Below are 25,360 nucleotides of genomic sequence, written 5' to 3' on the forward strand. Positions count from 1 at the left end.
GTCGGCCGGCTCTGGCGGTTGATAAAGCGATGATGGGTATTTATGCGGGGATAATGGAACAGAAGGGTAAAGCTCCGCCCCCTGAACGAATGTGTCGCTGACGCATCTGAACGGTCGGTTTAACGGCGAACCTCAGTTTACTGAGGCTGATATGGCGCGGCCGGGCATATGGGAAGGTCTTCGCCGTCGTTACGTTCTGTCGATTATCAGCGCCACATGCGGCCTGTCCGCCAGCTTAAGCCAGCCTTTATCGGGCTGGCTTTTTTGTGCGCGTTATCTTTCGCCGACGCGCGATATCCGCCCGGGACGCCGGCTAATAGCGCAGGTGTAAACCTATCGATCCTGCTGATTTATCACTATTTTCTTGCGACGCTGTTTGGCTGTTTTGTGAAAGTGATCACGGTTTAATACTCTCGACGAAAAGCGGTGTTTCGTGCGCCGGCGCGCGGCGGTTTTCCCACCGTTTTTTGCTGGCTATCCGGCGCTGAATCGCGTTAGCATGGCTGTCGGTTACCCTGACGTTGAGGACATTATGTCTATTGAACTAATTGCGATTGATATGGATGGGACGCTGTTAACGCCCGAGCATCAGATCTCGCCGGCTGTGCAGCGGGCGATTGCCGCAGCCCGGCAGAAGGGGGTGCGCGTGGTGTTGGCCACCGGTCGGCCTTATATTGGCGTAGCGCGCTATCTCAGGGAGCTGGATCTGCAGGAAGGGCAGTTCTGCATTACCAATAACGGCGCGCTGGTGCAGCATGCCGGCAGCGGCGACTGCGTGGCGCAGACGACGCTGAGTTTTGACGACTATCTTTATATAGAAGCGCTGGCGCGCGAACTGGGCGTGCATTTCCATGCGCTCGATTTTTCCGCGGTGTATACCGCCAATAAAGACATCAGTCCTTATACCGTGCATGAGTCGTATCTGACCGGCATCCCGCTTAAATATCGGGCGGTGGAGGAAATGGATCCGCAGCTGACTTTCCCTAAAGTTATGATGATTGACGACCCCGCCGTGCTGGATCACGCGATTAGCCGCATTCCGCCGAGCGCATTCGAGCGTTACACCATTATGAAGAGCGCCGAATACTATCTGGAAATCCTCAATAAGCGGGTGAATAAAGGGGAAGGGGTCAGGATGCTGGCGGAACATCTGCATATCGCGCGTGAAAACGTCATGACGATTGGCGATCAGGCTAACGATCTGGCGATGATTGATTATGCCGGGCTGGGCGTGGCGATGGGCAATGCTACCGATGAGGTAAAAGCCAGAGCGCAGTTCGTGACGAAAACCAATGCTGAAGACGGCGTGGCGTGGGCGATTGAGAAGTTTGTGCTTAACGCTAAGTAAAACAGGGCGCCGGCTGCGCCCTGTTTTTGGTGCTTAGTGGCCGCTGCGAATCAGATGATCGAAGGCCGCCAGCGAGGCCTTGGCCCCTTCGCCGAGGGCGATCACGATTTGTTTGTACGGCACGGTGGTGACGTCGCCGGCGGCGAACACGCCCGGAATCGAAGTCTGACCGCGGCTATCGATTTCAATTTCGCCGCGCGGAGAGAGTTCGATGCTGCCGCGCAGCCAGTCGGTGTTTGGCAGCAGACCGATTTGCACAAAAATACCTTCCAGTTCCAGCGTCTTTAGTTCGCTGGTTTTGCGATCCTGATAAGTCAGACCGGTCACTTTCTTGCCGTCGCCTTTGACCTCGGTGGTCAGCGCGCTGGTGATAATATCCACGTTCGGCAGGCTGGCCAGCTTGCTTTGCAGCACGGCGTCGGCGCGCAGCTTGTCATCGAACTCAATCAGCGTGACGTGGGAAACTACGCCCGCCAGGTCGATGGCGGCTTCCACGCCGGAGTTGCCGCCGCCAATCACCGAGACGCGTTTACCCTTAAACAGCGGGCCGTCGCAGTGCGGGCAGTAGGCCACGCCGCGCGAACGATATTCCTGTTCGCCCGGGACGTTCATTTCACGCCAGCGCGCGCCGGTGGCGATAATCACCGTTTTCGCTTTCAGTTTCGCGCCGCTTTCAAAGCTGACTTCGTGCAGTCCGCCGGCTTCTACGCTGGCCTGCAGCGCGGTGGCGCGCTGTAGGTTCATGATGTCCACATCGTACTGACGCACGTGCTCTTCCAGCGCGGCGGCCAGTTTCGGGCCTTCGGTTTCTTTAACCGAAATAAAGTTTTCGATCGCCAGCGTATCCAGCACCTGGCCGCCGAAACGCTCGGCCGCCACGCCGGTTCTGATGCCCTTGCGCGCGGCGTAGATGGCTGCGGTGGCGCCGGCCGGGCCGCCGCCGATGACCAAAACGTCGTACGGCGCCTGAGCGCTCAGTTTCTCGGCCACCTGCGCCGCGGCGCCGCTGTCCAGCTTATTCACGATCTCTTCCAGGCCCATGCGGCCCTGGCCGAAAGGTTCGCCATTCAGATAGATGGACGGGACGGCCATGATCTGGCGCGCATTCACTTCGTCCTGGAACAGTGCGCCGTCGATAGCCACATGGTGAATCTTCGGATTCAGCACCGCCATCAGGTTCAGCGCCTGCACAACGTCAGGGCAGTTCTGGCAGCTCAGCGAAAAATAGGTTTCAAAATGGTATTCACCGTCGAGGTTTTTCACCTGTTCGATTTGTTCCGGCGTCAGTTTCGCCGGATGCCCGCCGACCTGCAGTAAAGCCAGTACCAGCGAGGTGAATTCGTGTCCTAAAGGAATGCCGGCAAAACGCAGGCTAATATCTTTTCCCGGACTTTTCAGGGCGAATGACGGACGGCGTTCATCGTTGCCGTCTTCACGCAAAATAACGTTCGGCGAAAGGCTGGCGATATCCTGTAACAGGCCCAGCATTTCATGAGATTTTGCGCTGTCGTTCAAAGAGGCAGAGATCTCAATTGGCTGGGTAACCAGGTCAAGATACGTTTTTAATTGTGTTTTGAGATTAGTATCCAACATGACGATGGGTTCCCTTAGCTAGAGTGATGAACGGTCTGAGGGCAACGCCCCCAGACCGCAGAACGGTACAGCGAATTAGATTTTGCCAACCAGGTCCAGAGACGGAGTCAGGGTCGCTTCCCCTTCTTTCCATTTAGCCGGGCAAACTTCGCCAGGGTGGTTCGCTACGTACTGAGCGGCGCGTACTTTACGCAGCAGCTCGGAAGCATCGCGACCAATGCCGTTGTCGTGGATTTCATACAGCTTGATCTGGCCTTCCGGGCTGATCAGGAAAGTGCCGCGCAGCGCAACGCCTTCTTCTTCAATCAGCACGCCGAAGTTTTTCGCCAGCACGTGAGTCGGGTCGCCGATCAGCGGGTAGTTCACTTTCTTGATCGCGTCAGACGTGTCATGCCACGCTTTGTGGGAGAAATGGGTATCGGTGGATACGCCGTAGATTTCTACGCCCAGTTTCTGGAATTCAGCGTAGTGATCCGCCAGGTCTTCCAGTTCAGTCGGGCAAACAAAGGTAAAATCAGCCGGATAGAAAACAATCGCGGACCATTTGCCTTTCAGGTCGGCATCGCTAACCTGGATGAATTTACCGTTATGGTAAGCGGTAGCGCTGAAAGGCTGTACTTCGGTATTGATTAAAGACATTGTGCTCCTCCTGTGGATCAATGCGAGTGATTATGTGATAACGGTCACTATCCTATAAAATTCACATAAAAAAGCTCATCGTTATGAGCAATGTGTCTGATAATTTTTATCTATCAATAGTGATGACTGGCGGGCGGCCGCCACCGCACGCCACGCTGACAGACAAAACTGACTGTATCCTGACCAGGGTAGCCGATCAACCACTGACGAAATTTTGCGCGCCGCGCGTCGCCTAAAAGGCGACAAACGTGCCATATGCGCGCCGGCCTTGCCGCCAACGCGATCCGTTTTGCGGCGGATGGTCGGGCGGAAAATAACCCCCGGCTGGCGCGGAGGAGGAATGGCGGACGTCGTCGCATAGACTCGTCGCGAATTGTCAGTCGGGTCGGCGCTCATCGAGGCCTTGGGTGCACGAGACCGCCGGCCGGTCAGACTGACAGTGTGTCGTTTTTATCATCGACTTTCGCCAGCGCCGCAGACGGATTTTGCGCCTGCACGCTGCGCACCAGCGTATAACTTTTCGACTGCAGGTTTTTGCTTCTCAGGCTATTTCCCTGAGAGCCCAGCGTTACGGCGACGCCAAGTCCCAGCAGATTAAACAAATGGTCGATGGCGTTGTCGTCAAGCCCGATAAGTTCGCTGCCGATGCCGACGAGGATCAGAAAACCGACGATCAGCCCGGCGGCCAGCCACAGGCGTTTCACCAGCAGCCAGATGATGCCGAAGAAAAAAGCCGGCCAGCAAAATCCCCGCTTCACGATCTGGTAGCCAAGGACCGGATGCCGATAGATATCAAAGGTCTTCATGTTATTTCCCTGTTGTTGCTCATACCTGAATGCGACAAAGCGTCATCGCTAAGCATAACGTTTTTCCAGCCGGCGCGCGCTTCTCTTTGCTTGCCGCTTCCCCCTGGGTCCGTGTGTTTTCGTTTGTCTGCGCCCGCCAGGCGAGTTTTTAGCGTTCATTGGTTGTTTTGTCCGTTTTGTGATCCATATTGTAGTACGACCAATATATTTGGTACTACAATCTGCCTCATTCAGACGGCCCATATGCGGTATTTTGTGCAGCACCGTGGCGACGGTATTCATCGGGGCAGGTAAAGTAAGGTTCTGGGTTTATGACCGTTTCGCCGCGATGGAGCACTTATGAGCAAACAAGATTTGAGTAAAACCGACCGCATTATTCTGGATATCGGCCAGCAGATTATTAAAGGGAAGTATGCTCCCGGCTCGGCTTTGCCGGCGGAAGCGGACTTCTGCGAAGAGTTTCAGACTTCGCGCAACATTATTCGCGAAGTGTTTCGGGCCTTAACCGCGAAGCGGCTGATCGACATAAAACGGTACCGCGGCGCGTTTGTGGCGCCGCGCAATCAGTGGAATTACCTCGATACCGATGTATTGCAGTGGGTGCTGGCCAGCGACTATGACCCGCGGCTGATCAGCGCGATGAGCGAGGTGCGTAACCTGGTCGAACCGTCGATCGCCCGCTGGGCGGCGGAACGCGCCACCTCCAGCGAACTGGCGGTGATTGAACAGGCGCTGAACGACATGATCGCCAATCACCAGGATCGCGAGGCCTTTAATCAGGCGGATATACGCTTTCACGAGGCGGTGCTGGCGGCGGTGCATAACCCGCTGCTGCAACAGCTGAGCGTGGCGATCAGTTCACTGCAGCGGGCGGTATTCGAGCGGACCTATATGCCGGATAACGAAAATATGCCGCGCACGCTGCGCGAACACCGGGATTTGTACGATGCCATCCGGCATCAGGACGTAGAAGCGGCTGAACGGGCGGCGCTTGCCATGATCGCCAGTTCGACCAAACGGTTGAAGGATATTACATGAGTGACAGTTATATCGCGATTGACTGGGGTTCGACCAATCTGCGCGCCTGGCTCTATCTCGACGGGCGCTGCGTGGACCAGACCCGATCGACGGCCGGGGTAACGCGGCTGGACGGGCAAACGCCGAAGCAGGTTTTTCAGCAGGTTATCGCCCCCTGGCTGCAGCATCAGGTGCCTGTGGTAATGGCCGGCATGATCGGCAGTAACGCCGGCTGGGTATCGGCGCCCTATCTGCCGTGTCCGACCAGTCTGACCGGGCTGGCGCATCGCCTGACGCGGGTGGATGAGGCGCGGCCTCTGGCGGCGTGGATTATCCCGGGGCTGAGCATCGATCGCGATGATAACTGTAACGTAATGCGGGGGGAAGAAACCCAGCTGACAGGCGCCTGGGTCGAGTGTCCGTCGTCCCTTTACCTGCTGCCGGGCACGCATTCGAAATGGGTGCGGATGCAGGACAGCAGCGTGATGGACTTTCGCACCGTGATGACCGGCGAGCTGCACCATCTGCTGTTGACCCGCTCGCTGATCGGCGCCGGCATCGGGGAGCAGCGCGCCGCGCCTGACGTTTTTCAGCGCGGCCTGGAGCAGGGTTTTGCCGATAGCGACGTCGTGCGCTGCCTGTTCGAGACCCGTGCGGCGCACGTGCTGGGCCGGCTGGAAAAAAGCGCCGTCAGCGACTGGCTATCCGGCCTGTTGATTGGCCATGAGGTGGCGCAGATGCAGCGCTACTACCAGATTACGACCGCGACGCCCGTCACGGTGATTGGTAATCCCGCGCTAACCGAACGGTATCAGCAGGCATTGCGAATGGCCGGGCTGCGCGGGCAAGCGCTCGATGGCGATCGGGCTTTTCAGGCAGGTATGAGGAGCATAGTAAATGAGCTGGCAAACTGATCTTCCCTTAATTGCCATTTTACGCGGCATCACGCCCGAAGACATACCGGCGCACCTCGCCGCGCTGCTGGATGCGGGTTTTGATGCGATAGAAATTCCGCTGAATTCGCCCGATCCGTGGCGCAGTATCCGGCTGGCCGTCGCGCAATGTGCCGATCGGGCGCTGATTGGGGCAGGAACGGTGCTGACGCCGCAAGCGGTTGATGAACTGGCCGCGGCCGGCGGCCGGCTGGTGGTGACGCCGAATACCAATACCGCCGTGATCCGCCGCGCCGCCGCCGCCGGCATGATCGTGTGCTCCGGCTGCGCCACGGCCACCGAAGCGTTTGAGGCGCTGGAAGCCGGCGCGCAAACGCTGAAAATTTTCCCTTCCTCGGCCTTTGGGCCTGACTATATCCGGGCGTTGAAGGCGGTGCTGCCGCCGGCGGTGCCGGTGTTCGCGGTCGGAGGAATTACGCCGGACAACCTTGCCGATTATCTGCGCGCGGGCTGTACCGGGGCTGGTCTGGGCGGCGATCTGTATCGCGCCGGTCAGTCCGCAGAGGTGACTGCGCAAAAGGCGCAGGCGTTTGTTAAAGCTTATAAGGATACTGTGCAATGAAAATTACTAAACTGACTACGTATCGCCTGCCGCCGCGCTGGATGTTTCTGAAGATCGAAACGGATGAAGGCATTGTCGGCTGGGGCGAACCGGTTATTGAAGGACGCGCCCGCACGGTGGAAGCCGCGGTGCATGAGCTGGCCGACTATGTGATTGGCCAGGACCCGGCGCGCATCAACGATATCTGGCAGGTAATGTATCGCGCCGGTTTCTACCGCGGCGGCCCGATCCTGATGAGCGCGATCGCCGGTATCGATCAGGCGCTGTGGGATATTAAAGGCAAGGCGCTCGGCGTGCCGGTTTATCAACTGCTGGGCGGGCTGGTGCGCGATAAAATCAAGGCCTACAGCTGGGTTGGCGGCGATCGTCCTTCCGATGTGATAGCCGGTATTAACAAGCTGACGGGCATTGGGTTCGATACCTTCAAGCTGAACGGCTGTGAAGAGATGGGCATTATCGATAACTCGCGTAAAGTGGATGCGGCCGTCGCCGTGGTGGCGGAAATTCGCGAGGCGTTCGGCAACCGCATCGAGTTCGGGCTGGATTTCCACGGCCGGGTCGACGCGCCGATGGCGAAGATCCTGATTAAGGAGCTGGAGCCTTATCGTCCGCTGTTTATCGAAGAGCCGGTGCTGGCGGAGCAGGCCGAATACTATCCGCGTCTGGCGGCGCAGACTCATCTGCCGATCGCCGCGGGAGAGCGTATGTTCTCGCGCTTTGATTTTAAACGCGTGCTTGCCGACGGCGGTCTGGCGATCATTCAGCCCGACCTGTCGCACGCCGGCGGGATCAGCGAATGTTTCCGCATTGCGGCGATGGCTGAATCCTATGATGTCGCGCTGGCGCCGCACTGTCCGCTGGGCCCGATCGCGCTGGCTTCCTGTCTGCACCTCGATTTTGTCGCCCGCAATGCGGTGTTGCAGGAACAGAGTATGGGCATTCATTACAACCAGGGCGCCGAACTGCTGGACTATGTCATCAATAAAGATGACTTTAAAATGACCGACGGACATTTCTACCCGTTAAATAAACCTGGGCTCGGCGTGGAAATAAATGAAGAGCTGGTTATTGAGCGCAGTAAAAATGCGCCTGACTGGCGTAACCCGGTATGGCGTTATTCTGATGGAGCCGTTGCTGAATGGTAATAACATAATCACTATTATTCCCCGAGTTTAGCCACATCAGAAAGAGAAACAGACTCAATATATATTTTGAGCGGGTATGGTTTGTCTTTTTTCTGCCGGCTGGCTAATTCGGGGGGCTGCTCTGCATTCTGTTAACTATTTTCAGAATAAAATATACCTGACGGATTTCAGGTTGCTGATGTCGCCGCAACCTGAAAGATGAAGGGAGTATGCTCGTTATACTTCAAGTTGCAGAGGCGTGGCGTGAGCCGGCCCAGCGCCAGCCTCGCCCATTTCGGCGTTCAAAACGATAGCGTATTGTCGCGCAACTTGAATTATTTAGGGTGTAAATAATGGAATGAATGAATATCACATAGCTTTGTGACGGGGATCTATTTTTTCTGAATTAACTGTTCATATTTACCCAATAAATTTCGGACTGTTGGAATTTGAGGGTATAACGCATAGCCGCCTGCTGATGTTGTTATCTAAAAAATAGCTGATGAATCGCGTTTTCATCAGTATTGCAAAATAAATAGCGATAACAGGATATAAGATGGACATGACATTAACTACCCGACCGACAAAAAGACGTTATCTTACCCTACTGATGATTTTTATCACCGTGGTCATCTGCTACGTGGACAGGGCCAACCTGGCGGTGGCTTCGGCGCATATTCAGGAAGAATTCGGCATCACGAAAGCCCAGATGGGCTATATCTTTTCGGCCTTTGCCTGGACCTACACCCTGTGCCAGATCCCCGGCGGCTGGTTTCTCGACCGTATGGGATCGAAAGTCACCTACTTTATCGCTATTTTTGGCTGGTCGGTGGCGACATTACTGCAGGGTTTCGCCAATGGTCTGATTTCATTAATTAGTCTGCGGGCGGTGACGGGGTTATTTGAGGCGCCGGCTTTCCCCACCAATAACCGCATGGTCACCAGCTGGTTCCCGGAGCAGGAGCGCGCCTCCGCGGTGGGCTTTTATACCTCCGGCCAGTTTGTCGGTCTGGCGTTTCTCACTCCGTTATTAATCTGGGTGCAGGAAGTCCTGAGCTGGCACTGGGTATTTATCATTACCGGCGGCATCGGCATTATCTGGGCGTTGATTTGGCATTTTGTCTATCAGCCACCGCGCAAGAGCAAAGGCGTGAATAATGCGGAGCTGGAGTATATCAAAGCCGGCGGCGGCATTATCGACGGCGATGCGCCGTCCGGTCAGAAAACGCGTACGCCGTTAACCTCGGCGGACTGGAAACTGGTGTTTAATCGTAAGCTGGTGGGGGTTTATATCGGGCAGTTTGCGGTGACCTCGACCCTGTGGTTCTTCCTGACCTGGTTCCCCAACTATCTGACGCAGGAGAAACAGATTGCCGCGCTGACCGCCGGTTTTATGACGGTGGTGCCTTTCCTGGCCGCGTTTATCGGCGTTCTGCTCTCCGGTTTTGTGGCCGATCGGCTGGTGCGCAACGGCAAATCGCTGGGGTTTGCGCGTAAAACGCCGATTATTTGCGGGCTGTTGATTTCGACCTGCATCATGGGGGCTAACTACACCAACGATCCGTTGTGGATTATGGGCCTGATGGCGCTGGCGTTTTTCGGCAATGGTTTTGCCTCTATTACGTGGTCGCTGGTTTCTTCGCTGGCGCCGGTGCGCCTGATCGGTCTGACCGGCGGGGTGTTCAACTTTGTCGGCGGTCTGGGCGGCATCACGGTGCCGCTGGTCATCGGCTACCTGGCGCAGGATTATGGCTTCGCCCCGGCGCTGACTTATATTGCCGGCGTTGCGCTGGTGGGCGCGCTGTCCTACATTTTCCTGGTGGGCGATATTAAACGCGTCGGTTAACCGCCGAACCTTGACGACAGCGGACTCGCTGGCGGCGAGTCCGTTTTTTATTGTCAGCCCTAAGCTACCTCCTCGGGAGGTGGTTTTTGATTGCCGGCGCGATCGCGCCGGCAATCATTTGCGCGCGATGCATTCGACATTAGGCGCTTCGGCGCGCCGTTTGTCTGCCGTTTCTCCCTGCTGTCGATCGGCATCGGCATAGATACGCGCGGCATTTTGCGCCGCGTTCTGCCGGCCGGCGGCCCACTGTACGGTCAGTACGCTGCCCAGCACGATGAACAGCCCAAACAGCGCCGCGCCGGTCACGGTCTGCGCCAGGAAGAGCCAGCCCAACACCACCGCCGTCAGCGGGCTTAACAGACTCAGCGATGAAACCGCGACCGACGAGAGACGGGTAACGCCGCGAAACCATAATGCGTAGGCCAGCAGCGCGCCGGCGAGACACAGCCATGCGTAGGCGGCGATCTGCAGCGGAGAGAGCGCCGGCAGCGGGGCGTCCAGCGTCCAGGCCACCGGCGCCAGCATCAGGCCGCCGGCCAATAGCTGCCAGCCGGTTAGCGCCAGCACCGGCATCGACAGTTTCCAGCGGCGCGTGAGCCATGTGCCGGCCGCCATACAGCCGGCGCCGGCCAGCGCGGCGCAGATGCCAATCGGATCGCGTACGGCGTCGGGCGACAGCAGCAGCAGCGCCATGCCGAAGATGGCCAGAATACTGGCTCCCAGCGCCAGGCGGGCCGGAGATTGCCGATCGACGCCCCAGGCCAGCGCCATCACCAGCAGCGGCTGGATCGCGCCCAGCACCGCGGCCAGGCCGCCGGGCAGCCGCAGCGCGGCGACAAACAGCAGCGCCTGAAACACGCCGATATTCAATGCGGCCAGCGTCAGCAGGCGTCCCTATTCACCTTTGGCGGGCTGGCGTCTGGTCAACAAAATCAGCAGCAGCCCCGCCGGCAGAACCCGGATCAGCGCGGCGGTAAAGGGGCGGTCGGGCGGCAACAGTTCTGACGCTACGATATAGGTGGAACCCCAGATAACGGGAGCCAGCGCGGTGAGCAGGGTATCGAATGCCGGGCGGGGCGGGGAGTGATGGGACATGTAATTACCTTCAATTCAAGATAAAATAGAAGCCTGACGATAATTTATCTTGATATCAAGATATATGGAGGGGAGATGAGCAAACAACGCCCGTGCGATAAGGTGGACACCATTCTGCAGCAGTGGCGACGCGAACGCCCGGATCTGGACGTCAGCCCGATGGGACCGATTGGCCGCCTCGGACGCTGCGCGGCGCTGTTGCGCCGGCGCCTTGATCGCACCTTTACCGACTTCAGCATGACGTCCTGGGAGTTCGATGTGCTGGCGACGCTGCGACGTAACGGCCAGCCCCACTGTATGGCGCCGACTGCTCTGTTTTCCGATCTGATGATTACCTCCGGCACCATGACGCATCGCCTGCAGCGTCTGGAGGGAAGCGGGCTGGTGCGGCGGGTGCCTAACAGCAAAGATGCGCGCAGCATGCTGGTGCAACTGACGCCGGCGGGCCTGGCGCTGATTAATCGCGCGGTCGAGGCGCATATTGAGAACGAGCGTACTATTCTGTCCGCGTTGCCGGCTGCCGATTTAGCGGCGCTGGATGACCATTTGTCGGCGTTGCTGCTGGCGCTGGAGGGGGAAGAAGAAGCGGGCGACGACCAGGTCGGGGCGCGGCAGGAATAACCCGCCATAAAAAACCCGCTTTGCCATGAGGGTAGGAGGCAAAGCGGGGCGCGGGCAACCGCGACAAAATATTAGTTATAGATAGTGGCCGTACCCAGCAGACGATCGTGACCGCCGGCATAGGTGATACTGTAGGCTTTGGCGCCGGCTTTATCCGCTTTTTCCGCCAGCTGTGCTTTCAGGCTGCTCAGGTCAGCGGCGCGGGCGGAAACAACGCCGATTTTTTCCAGCTGCTGCGTCTGTTGCGGGCTGACGTAGTCGGCGGCAAAGGCGCCGAAGGACAGGGCGGAAAATACGGTCGCGATGGCGAAAGTTTTCATGGTTTTCATAATGTTTATCCTTTTTACACTGTTTTTGTCGGAGTGAAAGGGCGTTCCCCTTTCGGTACGAATAAGGTTACGACAAGGCTTAAAAATTAAAAAACGGATGTTATTGATTATCTTGTTCTGTTTTTTTGAATTAAATAAATCCGTTAATATTAATTATATTGTTTATAAATCAAGTATTTATACAAAAACATGATTTTAATTTACAATATATTGAATTTTAGCCACATATTTGGATGTTAGTTGTGAATAACGAAATCAGATTGACATTTAATGCTACCGGCTCGCAAATTACCAATACTAGCATCTGGTCTATGGATTCTGAGTGGCTGGTTTATGACGTCAGGCCGGCTGGATCTTCTTTCACAGGGTTGACTATAGAACGGGTGAATATTAACAGCTTGAAAAAAGAGGTGATTTACCGCGCCGGTGACGGCGCGCACGTTGGCGTGGTTACCTGTAGCCCGGCAGCGCCGCTGCGCTATGTTTTTATTCACGGGCCGGAAAATCCCGATGACGACTGGCACTATGATTTCCATCATCGCCGGGGGGTGATCGTCAGCGACGAGCGGCGCGGCAGGGCGGTGACGCTGGATGCCTGTTCGATCACTGCGCCTTACGTCGACGGCGCTCTGCGTGGCGGTTCGCATGTTCATGTTTTTAGCCCGGATGGCCGTTTGATCAGTTTTACTTATAACGACCATGTCCTGCACCAGCGCGATCCTGCGCTGGATTTACGCAATGTCGGGGTGGCCGTGCCGCTGCGTCCGGTGAGCGTGCCCAGGCGCCATGCGCGGGAATATGACGGCAGCCACTATTGCGTGCTGGTGAGCCGGACTACGCCGCAGCCGCGGCCCGGCAGCGACGAAATCAACCGCGCTTATGAAGAGGGCTGGGTCGGCGTCCACGGCTATCGCCGCGCCGACGGCGGCTGGCAGCGGCGAGCTCTGGCGTTTATCGGCGACACGCTGTCATCGACGGGAGAAAAGGTGCCGGAGGTCTTTCTGGTCGATCTGCCCGAACGACTGGAGGATTACGCCGCGGCCGGCGACGATCCGCTGGCCGGAACGGAAGCCACGCTACCTGCTCCGCCGCGCGGGGTGAGGCAGCGGCGCCTGACCTTTACGCACCGGCGTCGTTATCCTGGCCTGGTCAGCCAGCCGCGCCATTGGCTGCGCGCTTCGCCGTCTGGCCGCGAAATCGCTTTTCTGATGAAGGACGATGCCGGCATCGTTCAGCTGTGGACCATCTCTCCGTTGGGCGGTCCGCCGCGCCAGGTGACCCGGAGCGAGCAGTCGGTGCAGTCGGCGTTCAGCTGGCATCCTCAGGGCGGCGCACTGGCGCTGGTCTGCGATAACAGCATTATGCTGTGCGACGCCGCCAGCGGCGCGCTGACGCGTCTTACCGAACGAACGGAAATCGCTCCCAGCCCCGATGCCGTGGTGTTTTCTCCCGACGGGCGCTACATCGCTTTTATGCGCGCGGTGGACGGCGCTAATCAGGTCTTTGTGGTGCCGTCGGCGTAGCCGCAATCGACCCGGCGTCTGATAACGGCGTCGGGCGCGCGGCGCCCTGGTCCCGGGCCGTTGCCGGCGATCGCTGGCCGTCAGGCGCGCTTCGTTTCGTTGTTCATTGTTTAACCCGTTGTTATTCGGGGCGATTGTTTTTTGCTCTCCGACCTGCCTCACATTTCCGCATTAAATCCGTTGTACATTCTTTTTGGTTAAAATAGATTGCTAACTCGAGTTAGCTTTAGTTTTACGCCGATTAAAAATCAATTGGTCAGGCGGCTCAGCCGGTGCGTGCATCACCGGGCGTACGCCGGCCGGCTCGCCGAAACAGCGGCGGCAGGCGTCGCAAACGGGCATCGCGGCATTCACGCCGGGCCGGTTCCGTTTTCCCTTGTCCCGATAAGGAGCAGAGCATGTTGACGCTACATCTTCCCGCTGCGCCATCCCCCATCCGCGCACAGACGCGCGAAGTTTTGCTGATCACCAACGCGGATTTACGCGAGCCGGCGAATGTGACCTGCTGGCCGGTCCAGCACCAGTTCGAGCAGCGACTGCAGCTCGAACTGAACAGCCTGGGCTATACGCTGAAACGCGCGCACCCCTTTAATCCGCAGCGCGGCCATGGCTTTATCAGCAGTCAGCGCGAGGGCAGCGATCTATTCGCCGCCATCGATCCCGATGCGCCGCTGATCGTTCTGCTGACGGCGTGGCAGTATTCACACCATATTGCGCCGTCGCTGGCGCACCATCGCGGGCCAATATTGCTGCTGGCGAACTTTAACGGCACCTGGCCCGGCCTGGTCGGCATGCTGTGCATGGCGGGTTGCCTGACCAGCCTTGGGCGCGCCTATTCCCGCCTGTGGTCGGAAGAGTTCAACGACGAGTTTTTCCTCCGCGGTCTGGCTAACTGGCTGCGTGACGGCGCGATCGCGCACAACACTCGCTATCTGCACGCCATTTCCGCCACGCACCCGGTGGTGGCCAGCGCCGCCGGCCAGATCGGCCGCCAGGTCGGAGAGTCTATTTTACGCCGTAAGGCGATCGTCGGGCTGTTCGATACGTTTTGCATGGGCATGATTAACGGCGTGTTCCCTCAGCAGTCAATGATCAATATCGGCCTGCCGATCGAATCGCTGTCGCAGTCGGCTCTGCTGGTGGAAATGGCGAAAGTGCCGCCAGCGCTGCGCGAAACCTGCCTGCAGTGGTACGAACAGCGCGGCATGCGTTTCGAATTTGGCGAGGACGGCAGTCAGCAACTGACCCGCGCGCAGGTGCTGGAACAGTGCGCGATGATGATCGCCATGGCGCGTTTCGTTCAGCGCTTTGGCCTGTCCGCCGTGGGAGTGCAGTATCAGCAGGGCCTGAAGGACAGCTGCGCCGCCTCTGACTTCGCCGAGGGCGCGATCGGCAACGCCGAGCGTTTCCCGATACCGGATGAAAACGGCGACATTATCTGGCCGGATCGCGCCATTCCCTGCGTGAATGAAGTCGATATGGGCAGCGCCATTCCGCAGGTGATGCTGGCGCAGCTATTACAGGCGCTGGGCATGCCGGCCGAAACCACGCTGCATGACGTACGCTGGGGCAGCGATTACCAGGGCACCTTCTACTGGGATCTGGAAATTTCCGGCGCCGTGCCGTTCGCTCATCTGAAAGGCGGCATCGCCGGCGCGACCGGCTATCGTCAGCCGGCGATGTTTTTCCCTTACGGCGGTTCGACTATCGCCGGGCAAAGCAAAGCCGGGCGTTTTATCTGGGCGCGCGCCCACTATGAAGGCGTCGAGGTGGTGATGCATATCGGCACCGGCACGGCGGTGGAACTGCCGGCAGAGGAGTTTGAACGGCGGCGGCGCGCCACTAATTATGAGTGGCCGCTGCTGAATGCGGTGCTGGATGGGGTGAGCCGCGATGAGCTGATGGCCGGACACCAGAGCAACCACCTGACTGTCGCCTATGTGGATGAGGCGGCGCTGACCGACGTTGTGCAGGCTTTCGTCGCGCAGGCGCTGACGCAAAACATTCGGGTATACGCCGCCGGTGACGCCGCCGACGTGTTGACGAGGTGAAGCCATGCGCCAGATAGCGGATGAAACGCAAAAATACACCGGTATTTGGCCGGTGATGCTGACTCCTTTCGATGAGCGGCGCGAAATCGATTACCCCTCGCTGGCCCGTCTGGTGGAGTGGTATCTGGCTTCCGGCGTACATGGCCTGTTCGCCGCCTGCCAGTCGAGCGAGATGTTCTTCTTAAGCGATCGCGAAACGGTCGAACTGGTGCGTTTTATCGTGCGCCAGGTGAACGGCCGCGTACCGGTGGTGGCGTCCGGCCATACCGCCAGCGCGCCGAGTCAGCAGGTCGATCAACTGAGCGCGCTGGCGGAAACCGGCGTGGACGGCCTGATACTGATCGCCAACCGTCTGGCGCTGGCCGGGGAGTCCGACGAACGGATGCTGGCGGCGCTGCAGGCGCTCACCGCGCAGCTGCCGGCGCTGGATCTGGGCATCTATGAGTGCCCTTATCCCTACAAGCGCCTGCTGTCGGACGACACCGTGGCCTGGTGCGCGCAGAGCGGACGTTATCGATTCATCAAAGACACCTGCTGCGATTTACCCACCATTAAACGGCGTCTGCGGCTGGCTGCAGGCAGCCGTTTGCATCTGGCCAACGCCAACAGTCAGACGTTGCTGGCTTCTTTCCAGGCCGGCTGTCAGGCCTACAGCGGCGTAATGGCCAACTTTCATCCGCGGCTTTATGTCTGGTTGTACGAACACTGGCGCGAACAGCCGCGCCAGGCCGGGCGCCTGGCGGATTATCTGTCCACCGCGGCGCTGGTGGAGAATCTCGACTATCCGGCGTGCGCGAAATATTTTCAGCAGCAGATGGGCAATTTTTCCACCTATGCCTGCCGGGTGCGCGACAGCGCGGCCTATCCATCCGGTTTCTTCCCGCAGGCGATCGACGGCATGATGCGGCTGGGCGAGGCGATACAGCTGAAAACGTTAACGTCGGGAGGCGGCCATGGCGTTGACTCAAATCCGGCGTGATGAACTGATTCCCGCCGATCGTCATTATTTCGCCAGTTGCCACGCTTCTACGCTGGTGACCTTGCCCGACGACGGGCTGCTGGCGGCCTGGTTCGCCGGCGAGAAGGAAGGCAGCGGGGATACGGCGATCTGGTTAGCCCGCTATCGGCAGGGCGGCTGGTCGGCACCGCGCCGCGTGCTGGCGCAGCCGGGCCTGGCGCACTGGAATCCGGTGCTGCACCGCCAGGATAAGCGGCTGTGGCTGTTCTATAAGACCGGGCCGGACGTGCACCGCTGGCTGACCCGGGTAGCGGTGTCGGATGACGACGGCGTCAGCTGGTCGCCGCCGCGCGCGCTGGTGGCGGGCGATTTGCAGCCTCGCGGGCCGGTAAAAAACAAACTGCTGGTCATGTCGAACGGCGAATGGCTGGCCGGCGCTTCGGTTGAGGACGACCGTTACTGGGACGCGTTTGTCGATATCAGCGCGGATTGGGGCCGGCAATGGCGGCGCGTAGCGGTGCCGCTTCGCCACATCGCGCCGGACGCCGCGCCGCCGCCGTCGCTCTGGCAGGGATTACAGCAGAACGCCCTGTGGGAAAACGATCTGAGCCGGGTTTTTCAGTGGGATGGCGTGATCCAGCCAACGGCGTGGGAATCCCGTCCCGGCCATATTCATTTGTTGATGCGCAGCACCAGAGGATGTCTGTATCGCAGCGATTCGGCGGATTATGGCCGGCGCTGGTCGCCGGCCCGGCCCACTGAGCTGGCGAATAATAATAGCGGGATTGATCTCGCGCACCTCGGCGACGGGCGGCTGGTGCTGGCCTGCAACCCGATAGCCGGCAACTGGAGCCGGCGCTATCCGCTGTCGCTGATCGCGTCCGCCGACAATGGCATGACGTGGCGGCATCTGGGCGATCTGGAAAACGAGGCGGGCGAGTTCTCTTATCCCGCGATTATCGCCGGGCGTAACAGCCTGCATATTACGTATACCTGCAACCGGACCAATATTATTTACCAGAACGTCGCCCTATAGATTGTCGTTTTTGCCAGATCAGTCGTCTCCTTCACTGACCCTACAGATAATAAAATGGAGAATCCGATGAACAAATATTTGCTTATGCTGCTGGCCTCCGCGCTGTCCTTGCCGGCCGGTCAGACGCTGGCGCAGCAAACATTAACGTACGCAAAGAAAAATATTGAAGTCGTTATTCCCAAAAACCCCGGCGGCGGTACCGATACCTCCGCCAGAACGTTGATCGAATATACGAAGGATCGGTTGCCGAAAGGGGTTATTTTCGTGCCGGTCAATAAACCGGCCGGCAACGGCATCACCGGACTGATCGAGGTGGCGAAGGCGCGGCCTGATGGCTATAAGCTGGTGATGACTACGGTGGAGCTGGCGATGTTTCCTTACCAGAATAAATCTCCGGTCACCTGGCGGGATTTTACTCCGCTGGTGACGACGATCGCCGACCCGGTGTCCATCGTGGTGAAAGCGGACGCGGGTTATGACACGCTGGCGGATTTTATTCACGCCGCCGGGCAACAGCCGGGAAAATTAAAGGTTGGCAACTCGGGCATGGGGGCGATTTATCACCTTGCCGCGGTCAATATTGAGAAAACCACCGGGACGAAATTTAATCACATTCCGTATAACGAAGGCACCGGGCCTTCCATCGCCGCGCTGGTGGGCGGCCATATCGACGCCGTGTTAACCACGCCGGGCGCGGTGAAATCCCAGGTCGATGCGGGAATTTTACGAGTGCTGGCGGTGATGGACGAGAAACGTTTTGAACTGTTTCCGCAGGTGCCGACGATCAAAGAGGCGCTGCAACTGGACGTTAACGTAAAAATGCGCGCGTGGGCGGTGCTGGCCACCACGGCAAAGGTGCCGGCGGAGATCAGCGAGCAGTTGGTCAACACCTTCGCCGAGGTGGTGAATACGCCGGCTTATCAGGATGCGGTGCGCAAACAGGGAATTATGCCGGTCACCATCGTTGGCGAGGACGCGCTGAAAATGATGCGGGAAGATGATGAGATGTATAAACAGCTGATTGCGGACACCCTGAAGAAATAATCCGCGTAACGCGCCTGCCGGTCCGCGCCGGCGGGCGGGAGAATCATTATGCGTAAGTTTGATATCCTGGTCGGGCTATTGTCGGCGGGGCTGGGCGGCTTAATCCTCTTTCTGTCGCGTACGATGTCGATGTTTGATGAATATGGCGTGCCTGGCGAACGCTTCTGGCCTTTTGGTCTGGCGTGGCTGTTTATTTTACTCGGCGTGCTCCAGCTGGGCGTGGTGTTTAAACAGCGTCATCAGGCGGAAAAAACGGTCGATCTCTCTTCTGCGTTTGTCCGAAAAACCGGTCTTTTGAGTGGCATGACCCTGCTATACGGCGTGATGCTGTCGCTGGCCGGTTTTATTTTATCCGCCGTTATTTTTATTCCGCTCACCATGTTATTTATGCGTGAACGGCGAGCCGGATATATTGCGTTTTCGACGCTGTTGATTGTCGCCGCCGTCTACCTCTCTTTTACTTATTTGTTCAATTCTCCTTTGCCAACTTCAGTTTTCAGCGAGTCCTGAAAAGGGAATCATTATGAACGAAGTGTTGACCGCTTTTGCCGTCGTTTTTAGTTTTGACACCATCAGCGTTATTTTTCTGGGCGCGCTGGCGGGTATTTTGATTGGTATTATTCCCGGGCTGACGGTGAATATGGGTATTGCGCTGTTACTGCCGCTGACATACTCATTTCAGGGCGTCAGCGGTATTCTGCTGCTGCTGGGCGTGTACTGCGGGGCGATTTATGGCGGTTCGATCACCGCCATTCTGATCAGCACGCCGGGGACGCCGGCCTCCGCCGCGACGGTGCTGGATGGCTATCCCATGGCGAAACGGGGGGAGGCCGGGCGGGCGCTCGGTTTGTCCACCATGGGGTCGCTGTTCGGCGGCGTGTTCAGCACCATCGCCCTGATCCTGGTCGCGCCGCTGCTGGCCACCGTGGCGACGGGGTTCTCCGCGCCGGAATATTTCGCGCTGGCCATCTTTGGCATCAGCATCATCACCAGCGTGTCGTCGCAGTCGATCATCAAAGGGCTGATGGGCGGCGGGCTTGGTCTGGCGATCGCCACCATTGGCCTGGACCCGATGACCAGCGGGATGCGCTTTACCTTTGATTCGGTCTGGTTAATGGGCGGCGTATCGTTTATTCCAGTGCTGGTCGGGCTGTTCGCCTTTTCGCAGGGACTGCTTAGCTTTGAGGAGGATTACCGCGAACGCGTGAGCCACAGCGTACAAAAACATGTTGCGAAAATTACCCGTATTCTGCCCAGCTGGAGCGATTTCAAACGTTGCCTGCCGACCTGGCTCCGGTCTTCGGCGATCGGTACGGCGATCGGCACCATTCCCGGCGTCGGCGGCGATATTTCCTCCTGGATCGCCTACAACGAGGCGAAGCGCTGGTCGAAAAAACCGGAAGAGTTCGGCAAGGGTTCGCCGGAGGGCGTATCCGCGCCGGAAGCGGGCGCCAATGCGGTTTCAGGCGGCTGTATGGTGCCGTTAATGACGCTGGGCATTCCCGGCGACGGCGCGACGGCGATTATTATGGGCGCCTTTCTGGTGCAGGGGCTGGCGCTGGGGCCGCAGCTGTTTACCGAACATCCGGTCGAGGTTAACACCATTTTTATTGGCCTGATGCTGGCCAACTTGTTTATGGGGCTGCTCGGCTTTATGGGTATGAAGCTGTTCGTCAAGGTGATGGATATTCCGCGTACTATTCTGGTGCCGACCATTTTGCTGCTGTGCACCGTGGGCGCCTATACCGTGAACCACAGCATGGTGGATGTGTTCGTTATGATGGGCGCGGGGATCCTCGCCTATATTCTGATTAAACTGGATTTTTCCATGTCGCCGATCGTTATCGGCATTATTCTCGGCCCGCTGGCGGAAACCAATCTGCGTCGCTCGCTGATGATGTCGCAAGGCGATATCTCGATCTTTTTCACCCGTCCGGTTTGCGCCGCGTTTATCGTTATCGCGCTGCTGACGCTGGTTTTGCCGATCCTGTCGCCGGCGCTGAAAAAACGGCGCGGGAAAAAGACGGCGCAAAGCTGAAGCCGGAACGAGCGGGCGCGGCGGCCGGGGCGCTGGTGCGGATTTGAGCCGATGATATACTTTGCCATTCAATTTATTCACGGAAAGCGTTCTGGCGTATTTTTATGGCAAAAACGGTCGAACAGATAGCGAATGCGTTAAACCTGTCCATTACCACCGTGCGGCTGGTACTGAACGGCAAAGCGCGGCAGTATCGCATCAGTGACAAAACCCAGGCGCGCATTACCCGCTATGTGGCGGAGCATGGCTACAGCGTGAATCATACCGCCCGCAGCCTGAAGCTGAATAAAACCGAGACTCTGGGGCTGATCGTTCCGCGCCTGTCGAATCTGTTTTTTTCCACCCTGGCGGAAAAGCTGGAGATGCGCTGCCGGGAGGCGGGCTACCAGCTGATGATCAGCTGCACCTACAGCGACGCTCTTTATGAAAATAAGCTGGTGGAGGCGCAGCTGCAGCGCAACGTCGACGGGTTATTCGTGGTGCCCTGTTCGCCGCAGTCGCTGGAGCACCATTTGCGGCGCATCAAGCGCCCGCTGGTGCTGCTGGATCGCGATTTCGCCGCGCCCGACGTACCGCTGATCGTCAGCGATAACTTCAACGGCGGCAGGCAACTGGCTGAAGCGATGCGCGCGGCCTGCGGTTCGGCGCCGCTGTTTTTTATGGCCGGCGATAGCGAACAGCCGGCGATTCGCGAGCGGCTGCGCGGCTACCAGAGCGTGGTGGGCGAGGCAAGCCAGCACTGGATTCTGCGCGCGGATCATAATCGGCATGAAGACGGCGAACGGATGATGCGGCAGTTTTTTCTGCAGCAGAGCCAGGCGCCGCGCGCCTTTATCGCTTCGTCGCTGCCGGTGCTGGAGGGGGGGCTGAGCGTATTGCGCGAGCGCTGCGGCGCGATCCCGGCGGATATCAATATCGGCACGTTTGATGAGCACGGCATGCTCGGGTTCCTGGCGAATAATATCTGGTCGATGCGGCAGAATGAGGACGCCTGGGTTGATCGGGCGTTTTCCGCCATGCAGCGCGCCCTGCATGGGGAGACATCCGTTCCCGGCGCGGTTATCCCGATGACGATGATCCGCCGCCAGCGAGCCAACGGCACGGCGTCGGCCTGAGCGCGCCGGCGTTAGCGCTCCGGCGGCGAAGTTAGCACGTCGTTGCGTTGTTCGCTGCGCTGAATACGCTGGCGAGTGGAGTCCTGGTCATCCGAATGATAATAGTCATAAGGCAGCAGCAGCGTGTCCAGCATGGCCGAAAACGGCAGGTCGATAACCACCAGCGGCGCCATCGCCCAACTGGTGTCGTCCGCCCGCAGCATGTCCACGCCGGCGCGGGTGCCGGAATAATATCCCTGACTGTCACCGGTGTGCGTCATTACGCTCGAGCAGCCGCTAACAGACAACAGCATTCCGCTGGCCAGAGTGAAAGAAATCAGCGCACTTTTCAGCATAGTTATCTCGTCATTTAGCGGGGAAAACCTTATTCCCCAGGCCTGTTTATTTTGTCGGTGATGGAAGGCGATACCATCAGGCCTTGTTGGCATAATCATCCCTGATTCCAGTGTATGTGATAATTCCGCTTCCGTCGGCGAGTTTTGCGCAGACGGCATAATTTTTCTCTTTTATCTACTTGAAAGTTTGGCTGCTGTCACCATATTAAACCGTGAGGCTGGAGAAAGGATACGCCGATAGGGTATCCAGGCCGTCGCCTGTCCATGATGGAAGGTGTTTGTATATTTTTTATGAACCTCGCTGAATCCTTTAGGAGGCCGCTGTATGCGTAATCTTGATTTTTCCCCGCTGTATCGATCCGCCATCGGTTTCGATCGCCTGTTTAATCTGCTGGAAAATGGCCAAAGCCAGGGCAACGGCGGTTATCCTCCGTATAATGTCGAACTGGTCGATGAAAACCAGTACCGAATAGCCATTGCCGTCGCAGGTTTCGCCGAAAGCGAACTGGATATTACCGCGCACGACAATTTACTGATCGTCAAAGGCGCGCACAGCAATGAACCGGCCGCCCGTAATTATCTCTATCAGGGGATCGCCGAGCGTAATTTCGAACGGAAGTTCCAGCTGGCGGAACATATTCAGATTAAAGGGGCTAACCTGGAGAACGGTCTGCTGTATATCGATCTGGAACGGATAGTGCCGGAAACGCTGAAACCGCGCCGTATTGAAATTAAATAACGTTCGCAACGGCGTTAATGATTATTCCCTAATATTATTTCAGCGTGTGGGTAATTAACGTTCCTGCGCTCTGAAAGATGAACCGTATATCCGTCCGCCACCGAGTGGGGGCGCCTCCGGCTATGCCATCATCGCCGGGTAATTATCTCGCTTCACAGAAGGAGTCTTATTATGCGTAACTACGATTTATCCCCGCTGCTGCGTCAGTGGATCGGCTTCGACAAATTAGCCAGCTCTATGGGCGGCCAGGATGCGGTGGAATTCCCTCCCTATAACATCGAAAAACAGGATGATAACCATTACCGCATCTCGCTGGCGCTGGCCGGTTTTAAACAGAGTGAACTGGATATTGAGGTGGAAGGGCCGCGCCTGACGGTGAAAGGGAATCCGACGCCGCCGGAGAGAAAAGTGGAGTATCTGCACCAGGGGCTGGTGTGCAAGGCCTTTTCGCTGAGCTTTACCCTGGCCGAGCATCTGCACGTCGCCAACGCACAGTTTGAAAACGGCCTGCTGCACATCGATATGGTGCGCGAAGTTCCGCAGGCGCTGCAGCCGCAGCGTATTGCGATTGGCGCAGAGCGCCCGGCGCTGACCGAACAGGCGCCGGCCGAAGAATCATAATTTCCGGTCTGTTCTCTCCGTTTTGCCCGTTACTCGCTGAGTAACGGGCTTTTTTTGTGCTGTAACCCCCATTCCCCCGCCCGAGATTCTGCCAAAATCCCTGCTGGCCGTAAGCGTTTACTGCGCCTGCTGATCTCCTGACCGTCGGGTATCCGCCTGCGCTAAGGCGGCAAGCGAACCATCTTCGGGCGCTGATCAATCTCAGCGCCCGGCAACCCGCGGCGCGGGTCGCTAAGCAAAGTCGACACGCCTGCAACGTGGAAGATGAAGGGGCGAAAGTATGAGTGATATTGCGCTTACGGTCAGCATGCTGGCGCTGGTCGCCGTGCTGGGATTATGGATCGGAAACTGGCGTATTTATGGCGTCGGGTTGGGGATTGGCGGCGTACTGTTTGGCGGCATTATCGTCGGCCATTTCGCGCAATATTTTCAGTTCAGCCTGAACGGCGACATGCTGCACTTTATTCAGGAGTTTGGCCTGATCCTGTTCGTTTATACCATCGGTATCCAGGTCGGTCCGGGTTTTTTCTCTTCTCTGCGCGTTTCCGGCCTGCGTCTGAACGGCTTTGCCCTGTTGACGGTGCTGCTGGGCGGGCTGGTCACTATCCTGATTCACAAAGTGTTCGCCGTTCCCTTACCGATTATCCTCGGCATCTTCTCCGGCGCGGTGACCAACACGCCGTCGCTGGGCGCCGGGCAACAAATCCTGGCGGATCTCGGCTCGGACAGCGCGCTGGTCGAGCGTATGGGCACCGGGTACGCCATGGCCTATCCGCTGGGGATCTGCGGCATTCTGCTGGTGATGTGGCTGATACGGCTGCTTTTTCGCGTCAGCGTCAATACGGAGGCGCAGCAGTTTGAAACCCGCAGCGGCCAGCATCATGAACATCTGCACACCATGAATGTGTCGGTGGCCAATAGCAATCTGCATGGTCTGGCCATTCAGGACGTGCCGGTGCTCAATAGCGATGAGATTGTCTGCTCTCGCCTGAAACGCGGCGATTTGCTGATGGTGCCGTCGCCCAATACGGTGATCCAGCTGGGCGATTTTTTGCATCTGGTCGGGATGCGCGCTTATCTCGACCAGGCGCGGCTGGTGATCGGCGAAGAGGTCGATACCTCGTTATCCACCCGGGGCACAGAGCTGCACGTCGAGCGGGTGGTGGTCACCAATGAAAAAGTGCTTGGAAAAAAAATTCGCGAACTGAATCTGAAGCAAAACTACGACGTGGTGATCTCGCGCCTGAACCGCGCCGGCGTGGAGCTGGTGGCAAGCCACAACGCCAGCCTGCAGTTCGGCGATATCCTCAATCTGGTCGGCCGCAAAAACTCGATTGACGCGGTCGCGGATATTGTCGGCAACGCGCAGCAGAAACTGCAGCAGGTGCAGATGCTGCCGGTGTTTATCGGCATTGGGTTGGGGGTGCTGCTGGGCTCGATTCCGCTGTTTATTCCCGGCTTTCCGGCGGCGCTGCGCCTGGGGCTGGCCGGCGGTCCGCTGGTGGTGGCGTTGATACTGGGGAGGATTGGCGGCATCGGCAAGCTGTACTGGTTTATGCCGCCCAGCGCCAACCTGGCGCTGCGAGAGCTGGGGATCGTGCTGTTTCTGTCCGTGGTCGGCCTGAAGTCCGGCGGCGATTTTGTCGAGACGCTGGCGCACGGCGACGGTATTGTCTGGGTGGGCTACGGAGCGTTAATTACCGTACTGCCGCTGTTGCTGGTCGGTATCCTCGCGCGCGTGCTGGGCAAGATGAACTATCTGACGCTGTGCGGCATGCTGGCCGGCTCAATGACCGATCCGCCGGCGCTGGCGTTCGCCAACGGGCTGCATGCGACCAGCGGCGCCGCCGCGCTGTCCTACGCGACGGTCTATCCGCTCGCCATGTTTTTGCGCATTATGTCGCCCCAACTGCTGGCGGTCCTGTTTTGGGCGATGTAGCGGCCCAGGCGTCCGGCCGCCGGGCAAT

Annotated in this window: 23 protein-coding genes and 1 pseudogene; 18 read left to right on the forward strand and 6 right to left on the reverse strand. The window is 58.1% G+C overall.

What is annotated here, in order from left to right; translation table 11 throughout:
• Positions 1-532: 532 nt before the first annotated feature.
• A complete protein-coding gene (gene yidA, locus FJU30_RS15770; protein ID WP_150435936.1) occupies positions 533-1,348 on the forward strand; it encodes a sugar-phosphatase in 816 nt (271 codons plus the stop codon).
• A gap of 33 nt (positions 1,349-1,381) precedes the next feature.
• Here yidA and ahpF read toward each other — a convergent pair whose 3' ends face one another.
• The 3 genes from ahpF to FJU30_RS15785 all read right to left on the reverse strand — a co-directional run bounded on the left by ahpF (position 1,382) and on the right by FJU30_RS15785 (position 4,386).
• On the reverse strand, positions 1,382-2,941 hold the full coding sequence (ahpF, locus tag FJU30_RS15775) for an alkyl hydroperoxide reductase subunit F (RefSeq protein ID WP_150435937.1): 1,560 nt from the start codon (positions 2,939-2,941) through the stop codon (positions 1,382-1,384).
• Between the two features lie 75 nt (positions 2,942-3,016).
• Positions 3,017-3,580: an alkyl hydroperoxide reductase subunit C gene (ahpC, locus tag FJU30_RS15780; protein WP_150435938.1), complete on the reverse strand. Its 564-nt coding sequence runs from the start codon at positions 3,578-3,580 to the stop codon at positions 3,017-3,019.
• 428 nt (positions 3,581-4,008) lie between these two features.
• Complete coding sequence (locus FJU30_RS15785; protein ID WP_150435939.1) at positions 4,009-4,386, reverse strand: DUF2628 domain-containing protein; 378 nt, start codon at positions 4,384-4,386, stop codon at positions 4,009-4,011.
• A 339-nt stretch (positions 4,387-4,725) separates the two neighbouring features.
• Here FJU30_RS15785 and FJU30_RS15790 point away from each other — a divergent pair, with 339 nt between their 5' ends.
• The 5 genes from FJU30_RS15790 (at position 4,726) to FJU30_RS15810 (ending at position 9,888) form a co-directional block, all read left to right on the forward strand.
• On the forward strand, positions 4,726-5,424 hold the full coding sequence (locus FJU30_RS15790) for a FadR/GntR family transcriptional regulator (RefSeq protein ID WP_150435940.1): 699 nt from the start codon (positions 4,726-4,728) through the stop codon (positions 5,422-5,424).
• Complete coding sequence (locus FJU30_RS15795; protein WP_150435941.1) at positions 5,421-6,317, forward strand: 2-dehydro-3-deoxygalactonokinase; 897 nt, start codon at positions 5,421-5,423, stop codon at positions 6,315-6,317. Before FJU30_RS15790 ends, FJU30_RS15795 begins: the two co-directional genes overlap by 4 nt.
• On the forward strand, positions 6,301-6,918 hold the full coding sequence (locus tag FJU30_RS15800) for a 2-dehydro-3-deoxy-6-phosphogalactonate aldolase (protein WP_150435942.1): 618 nt from the start codon (positions 6,301-6,303) through the stop codon (positions 6,916-6,918). The genes FJU30_RS15795 and FJU30_RS15800 overlap by 17 nt, the downstream gene beginning before the upstream one ends.
• Entirely contained in the window at positions 6,915-8,063 is a 1,149-nt protein-coding gene (gene dgoD / locus FJU30_RS15805) for a galactonate dehydratase (RefSeq protein WP_150435943.1), read from the forward strand. Before FJU30_RS15800 ends, dgoD begins: the two co-directional genes overlap by 4 nt.
• A gap of 535 nt (positions 8,064-8,598) precedes the next feature.
• Positions 8,599-9,888, forward strand: a complete 1,290-nt coding sequence (locus FJU30_RS15810; RefSeq protein WP_150435944.1) for an MFS transporter — start codon at positions 8,599-8,601, stop codon at positions 9,886-9,888.
• A 222-nt stretch (positions 9,889-10,110) separates the two neighbouring features.
• On the opposite strand, the pseudogene FJU30_RS15815 reads toward FJU30_RS15810, so the two are convergent.
• Positions 10,111-10,983 (reverse strand): annotated as a pseudogene (locus FJU30_RS15815) (EamA family transporter); the annotation flags it as partial.
• Positions 10,984-11,058: 75 nt separating this feature from the next.
• Here FJU30_RS15815 and FJU30_RS15820 point away from each other — a divergent pair.
• Positions 11,059-11,604, forward strand: a complete 546-nt coding sequence (locus FJU30_RS15820) for a MarR family winged helix-turn-helix transcriptional regulator (RefSeq protein WP_150435945.1) — start codon at positions 11,059-11,061, stop codon at positions 11,602-11,604.
• 71 nt (positions 11,605-11,675) lie between these two features.
• Here FJU30_RS15820 and bhsA read toward each other — a convergent pair whose 3' ends face one another.
• Complete coding sequence (gene bhsA, locus FJU30_RS15825) at positions 11,676-11,933, reverse strand: multiple stress resistance protein BhsA (protein ID WP_150435946.1); 258 nt, start codon at positions 11,931-11,933, stop codon at positions 11,676-11,678.
• A 233-nt stretch (positions 11,934-12,166) separates the two neighbouring features.
• Here bhsA and FJU30_RS15830 point away from each other — a divergent pair, with 233 nt between their 5' ends.
• The 8 genes from FJU30_RS15830 to FJU30_RS15865 all read left to right on the forward strand — a co-directional run bounded on the left by FJU30_RS15830 (position 12,167) and on the right by FJU30_RS15865 (position 21,698).
• The gene (locus FJU30_RS15830) at positions 12,167-13,456 is read left to right on the forward strand and encodes a DUF3748 domain-containing protein (protein ID WP_150435947.1); all 1,290 of its coding nucleotides are present in this window, start codon (positions 12,167-12,169) and stop codon (positions 13,454-13,456) included.
• Between the two features lie 398 nt (positions 13,457-13,854).
• Positions 13,855-15,507 (forward strand): signal transduction protein, encoded by a 1,653-nt coding sequence (locus FJU30_RS15835; protein WP_150435948.1) that lies wholly within the window; start codon positions 13,855-13,857, stop codon positions 15,505-15,507.
• Between the two features lie 4 nt (positions 15,508-15,511).
• Complete coding sequence (locus FJU30_RS15840; RefSeq protein ID WP_150435949.1) at positions 15,512-16,486, forward strand: dihydrodipicolinate synthase family protein; 975 nt, start codon at positions 15,512-15,514, stop codon at positions 16,484-16,486.
• On the forward strand, positions 16,461-17,501 hold the full coding sequence (locus FJU30_RS15845; RefSeq protein WP_150435950.1) for a sialidase family protein: 1,041 nt from the start codon (positions 16,461-16,463) through the stop codon (positions 17,499-17,501). The genes FJU30_RS15840 and FJU30_RS15845 overlap by 26 nt, the downstream gene beginning before the upstream one ends.
• 66 nt (positions 17,502-17,567) lie before the next feature.
• Entirely contained in the window at positions 17,568-18,545 is a 978-nt protein-coding gene (locus FJU30_RS15850) for a tripartite tricarboxylate transporter substrate binding protein (RefSeq protein WP_150435951.1), read from the forward strand.
• Between the two features lie 48 nt (positions 18,546-18,593).
• Entirely contained in the window at positions 18,594-19,055 is a 462-nt protein-coding gene (locus FJU30_RS15855; RefSeq protein WP_150435952.1) for a tripartite tricarboxylate transporter TctB family protein, read from the forward strand.
• 13 nt (positions 19,056-19,068) lie between these two features.
• Positions 19,069-20,583 (forward strand): tripartite tricarboxylate transporter permease, encoded by a 1,515-nt coding sequence (locus FJU30_RS15860; RefSeq protein ID WP_150435953.1) that lies wholly within the window; start codon positions 19,069-19,071, stop codon positions 20,581-20,583.
• Between the two features lie 104 nt (positions 20,584-20,687).
• On the forward strand, positions 20,688-21,698 hold the full coding sequence (locus tag FJU30_RS15865) for a LacI family DNA-binding transcriptional regulator (protein WP_150435954.1): 1,011 nt from the start codon (positions 20,688-20,690) through the stop codon (positions 21,696-21,698).
• An 11-nt stretch (positions 21,699-21,709) separates the two neighbouring features.
• Here FJU30_RS15865 and FJU30_RS15870 read toward each other — a convergent pair whose 3' ends face one another.
• Positions 21,710-22,039 carry a YceK/YidQ family lipoprotein gene (locus FJU30_RS15870; RefSeq protein ID WP_150436091.1) on the reverse strand — a complete coding sequence of 110 codons (330 nt, stop codon included), beginning with the start codon at positions 22,037-22,039 and terminating at the stop codon, positions 21,710-21,712.
• A gap of 319 nt (positions 22,040-22,358) precedes the next feature.
• On the opposite strand from FJU30_RS15870, the gene ibpA reads away from it, so the two are divergent.
• From ibpA to FJU30_RS15885, 3 genes are all read left to right on the forward strand, one after another.
• Entirely contained in the window at positions 22,359-22,772 is a 414-nt protein-coding gene (ibpA, locus tag FJU30_RS15875; RefSeq protein ID WP_150435955.1) for a small heat shock chaperone IbpA, read from the forward strand.
• 171 nt (positions 22,773-22,943) lie between these two features.
• A complete protein-coding gene (ibpB, locus tag FJU30_RS15880; protein ID WP_150435956.1) occupies positions 22,944-23,393 on the forward strand; it encodes a small heat shock chaperone IbpB in 450 nt (149 codons plus the stop codon).
• A 280-nt stretch (positions 23,394-23,673) separates the two neighbouring features.
• Entirely contained in the window at positions 23,674-25,332 is a 1,659-nt protein-coding gene (locus FJU30_RS15885) for a putative transporter (protein ID WP_150435957.1), read from the forward strand.
• Positions 25,333-25,360: the final 28 nt, after the last annotated feature.

It is taken from the genome of Affinibrenneria salicis (assembly GCF_008710095.1).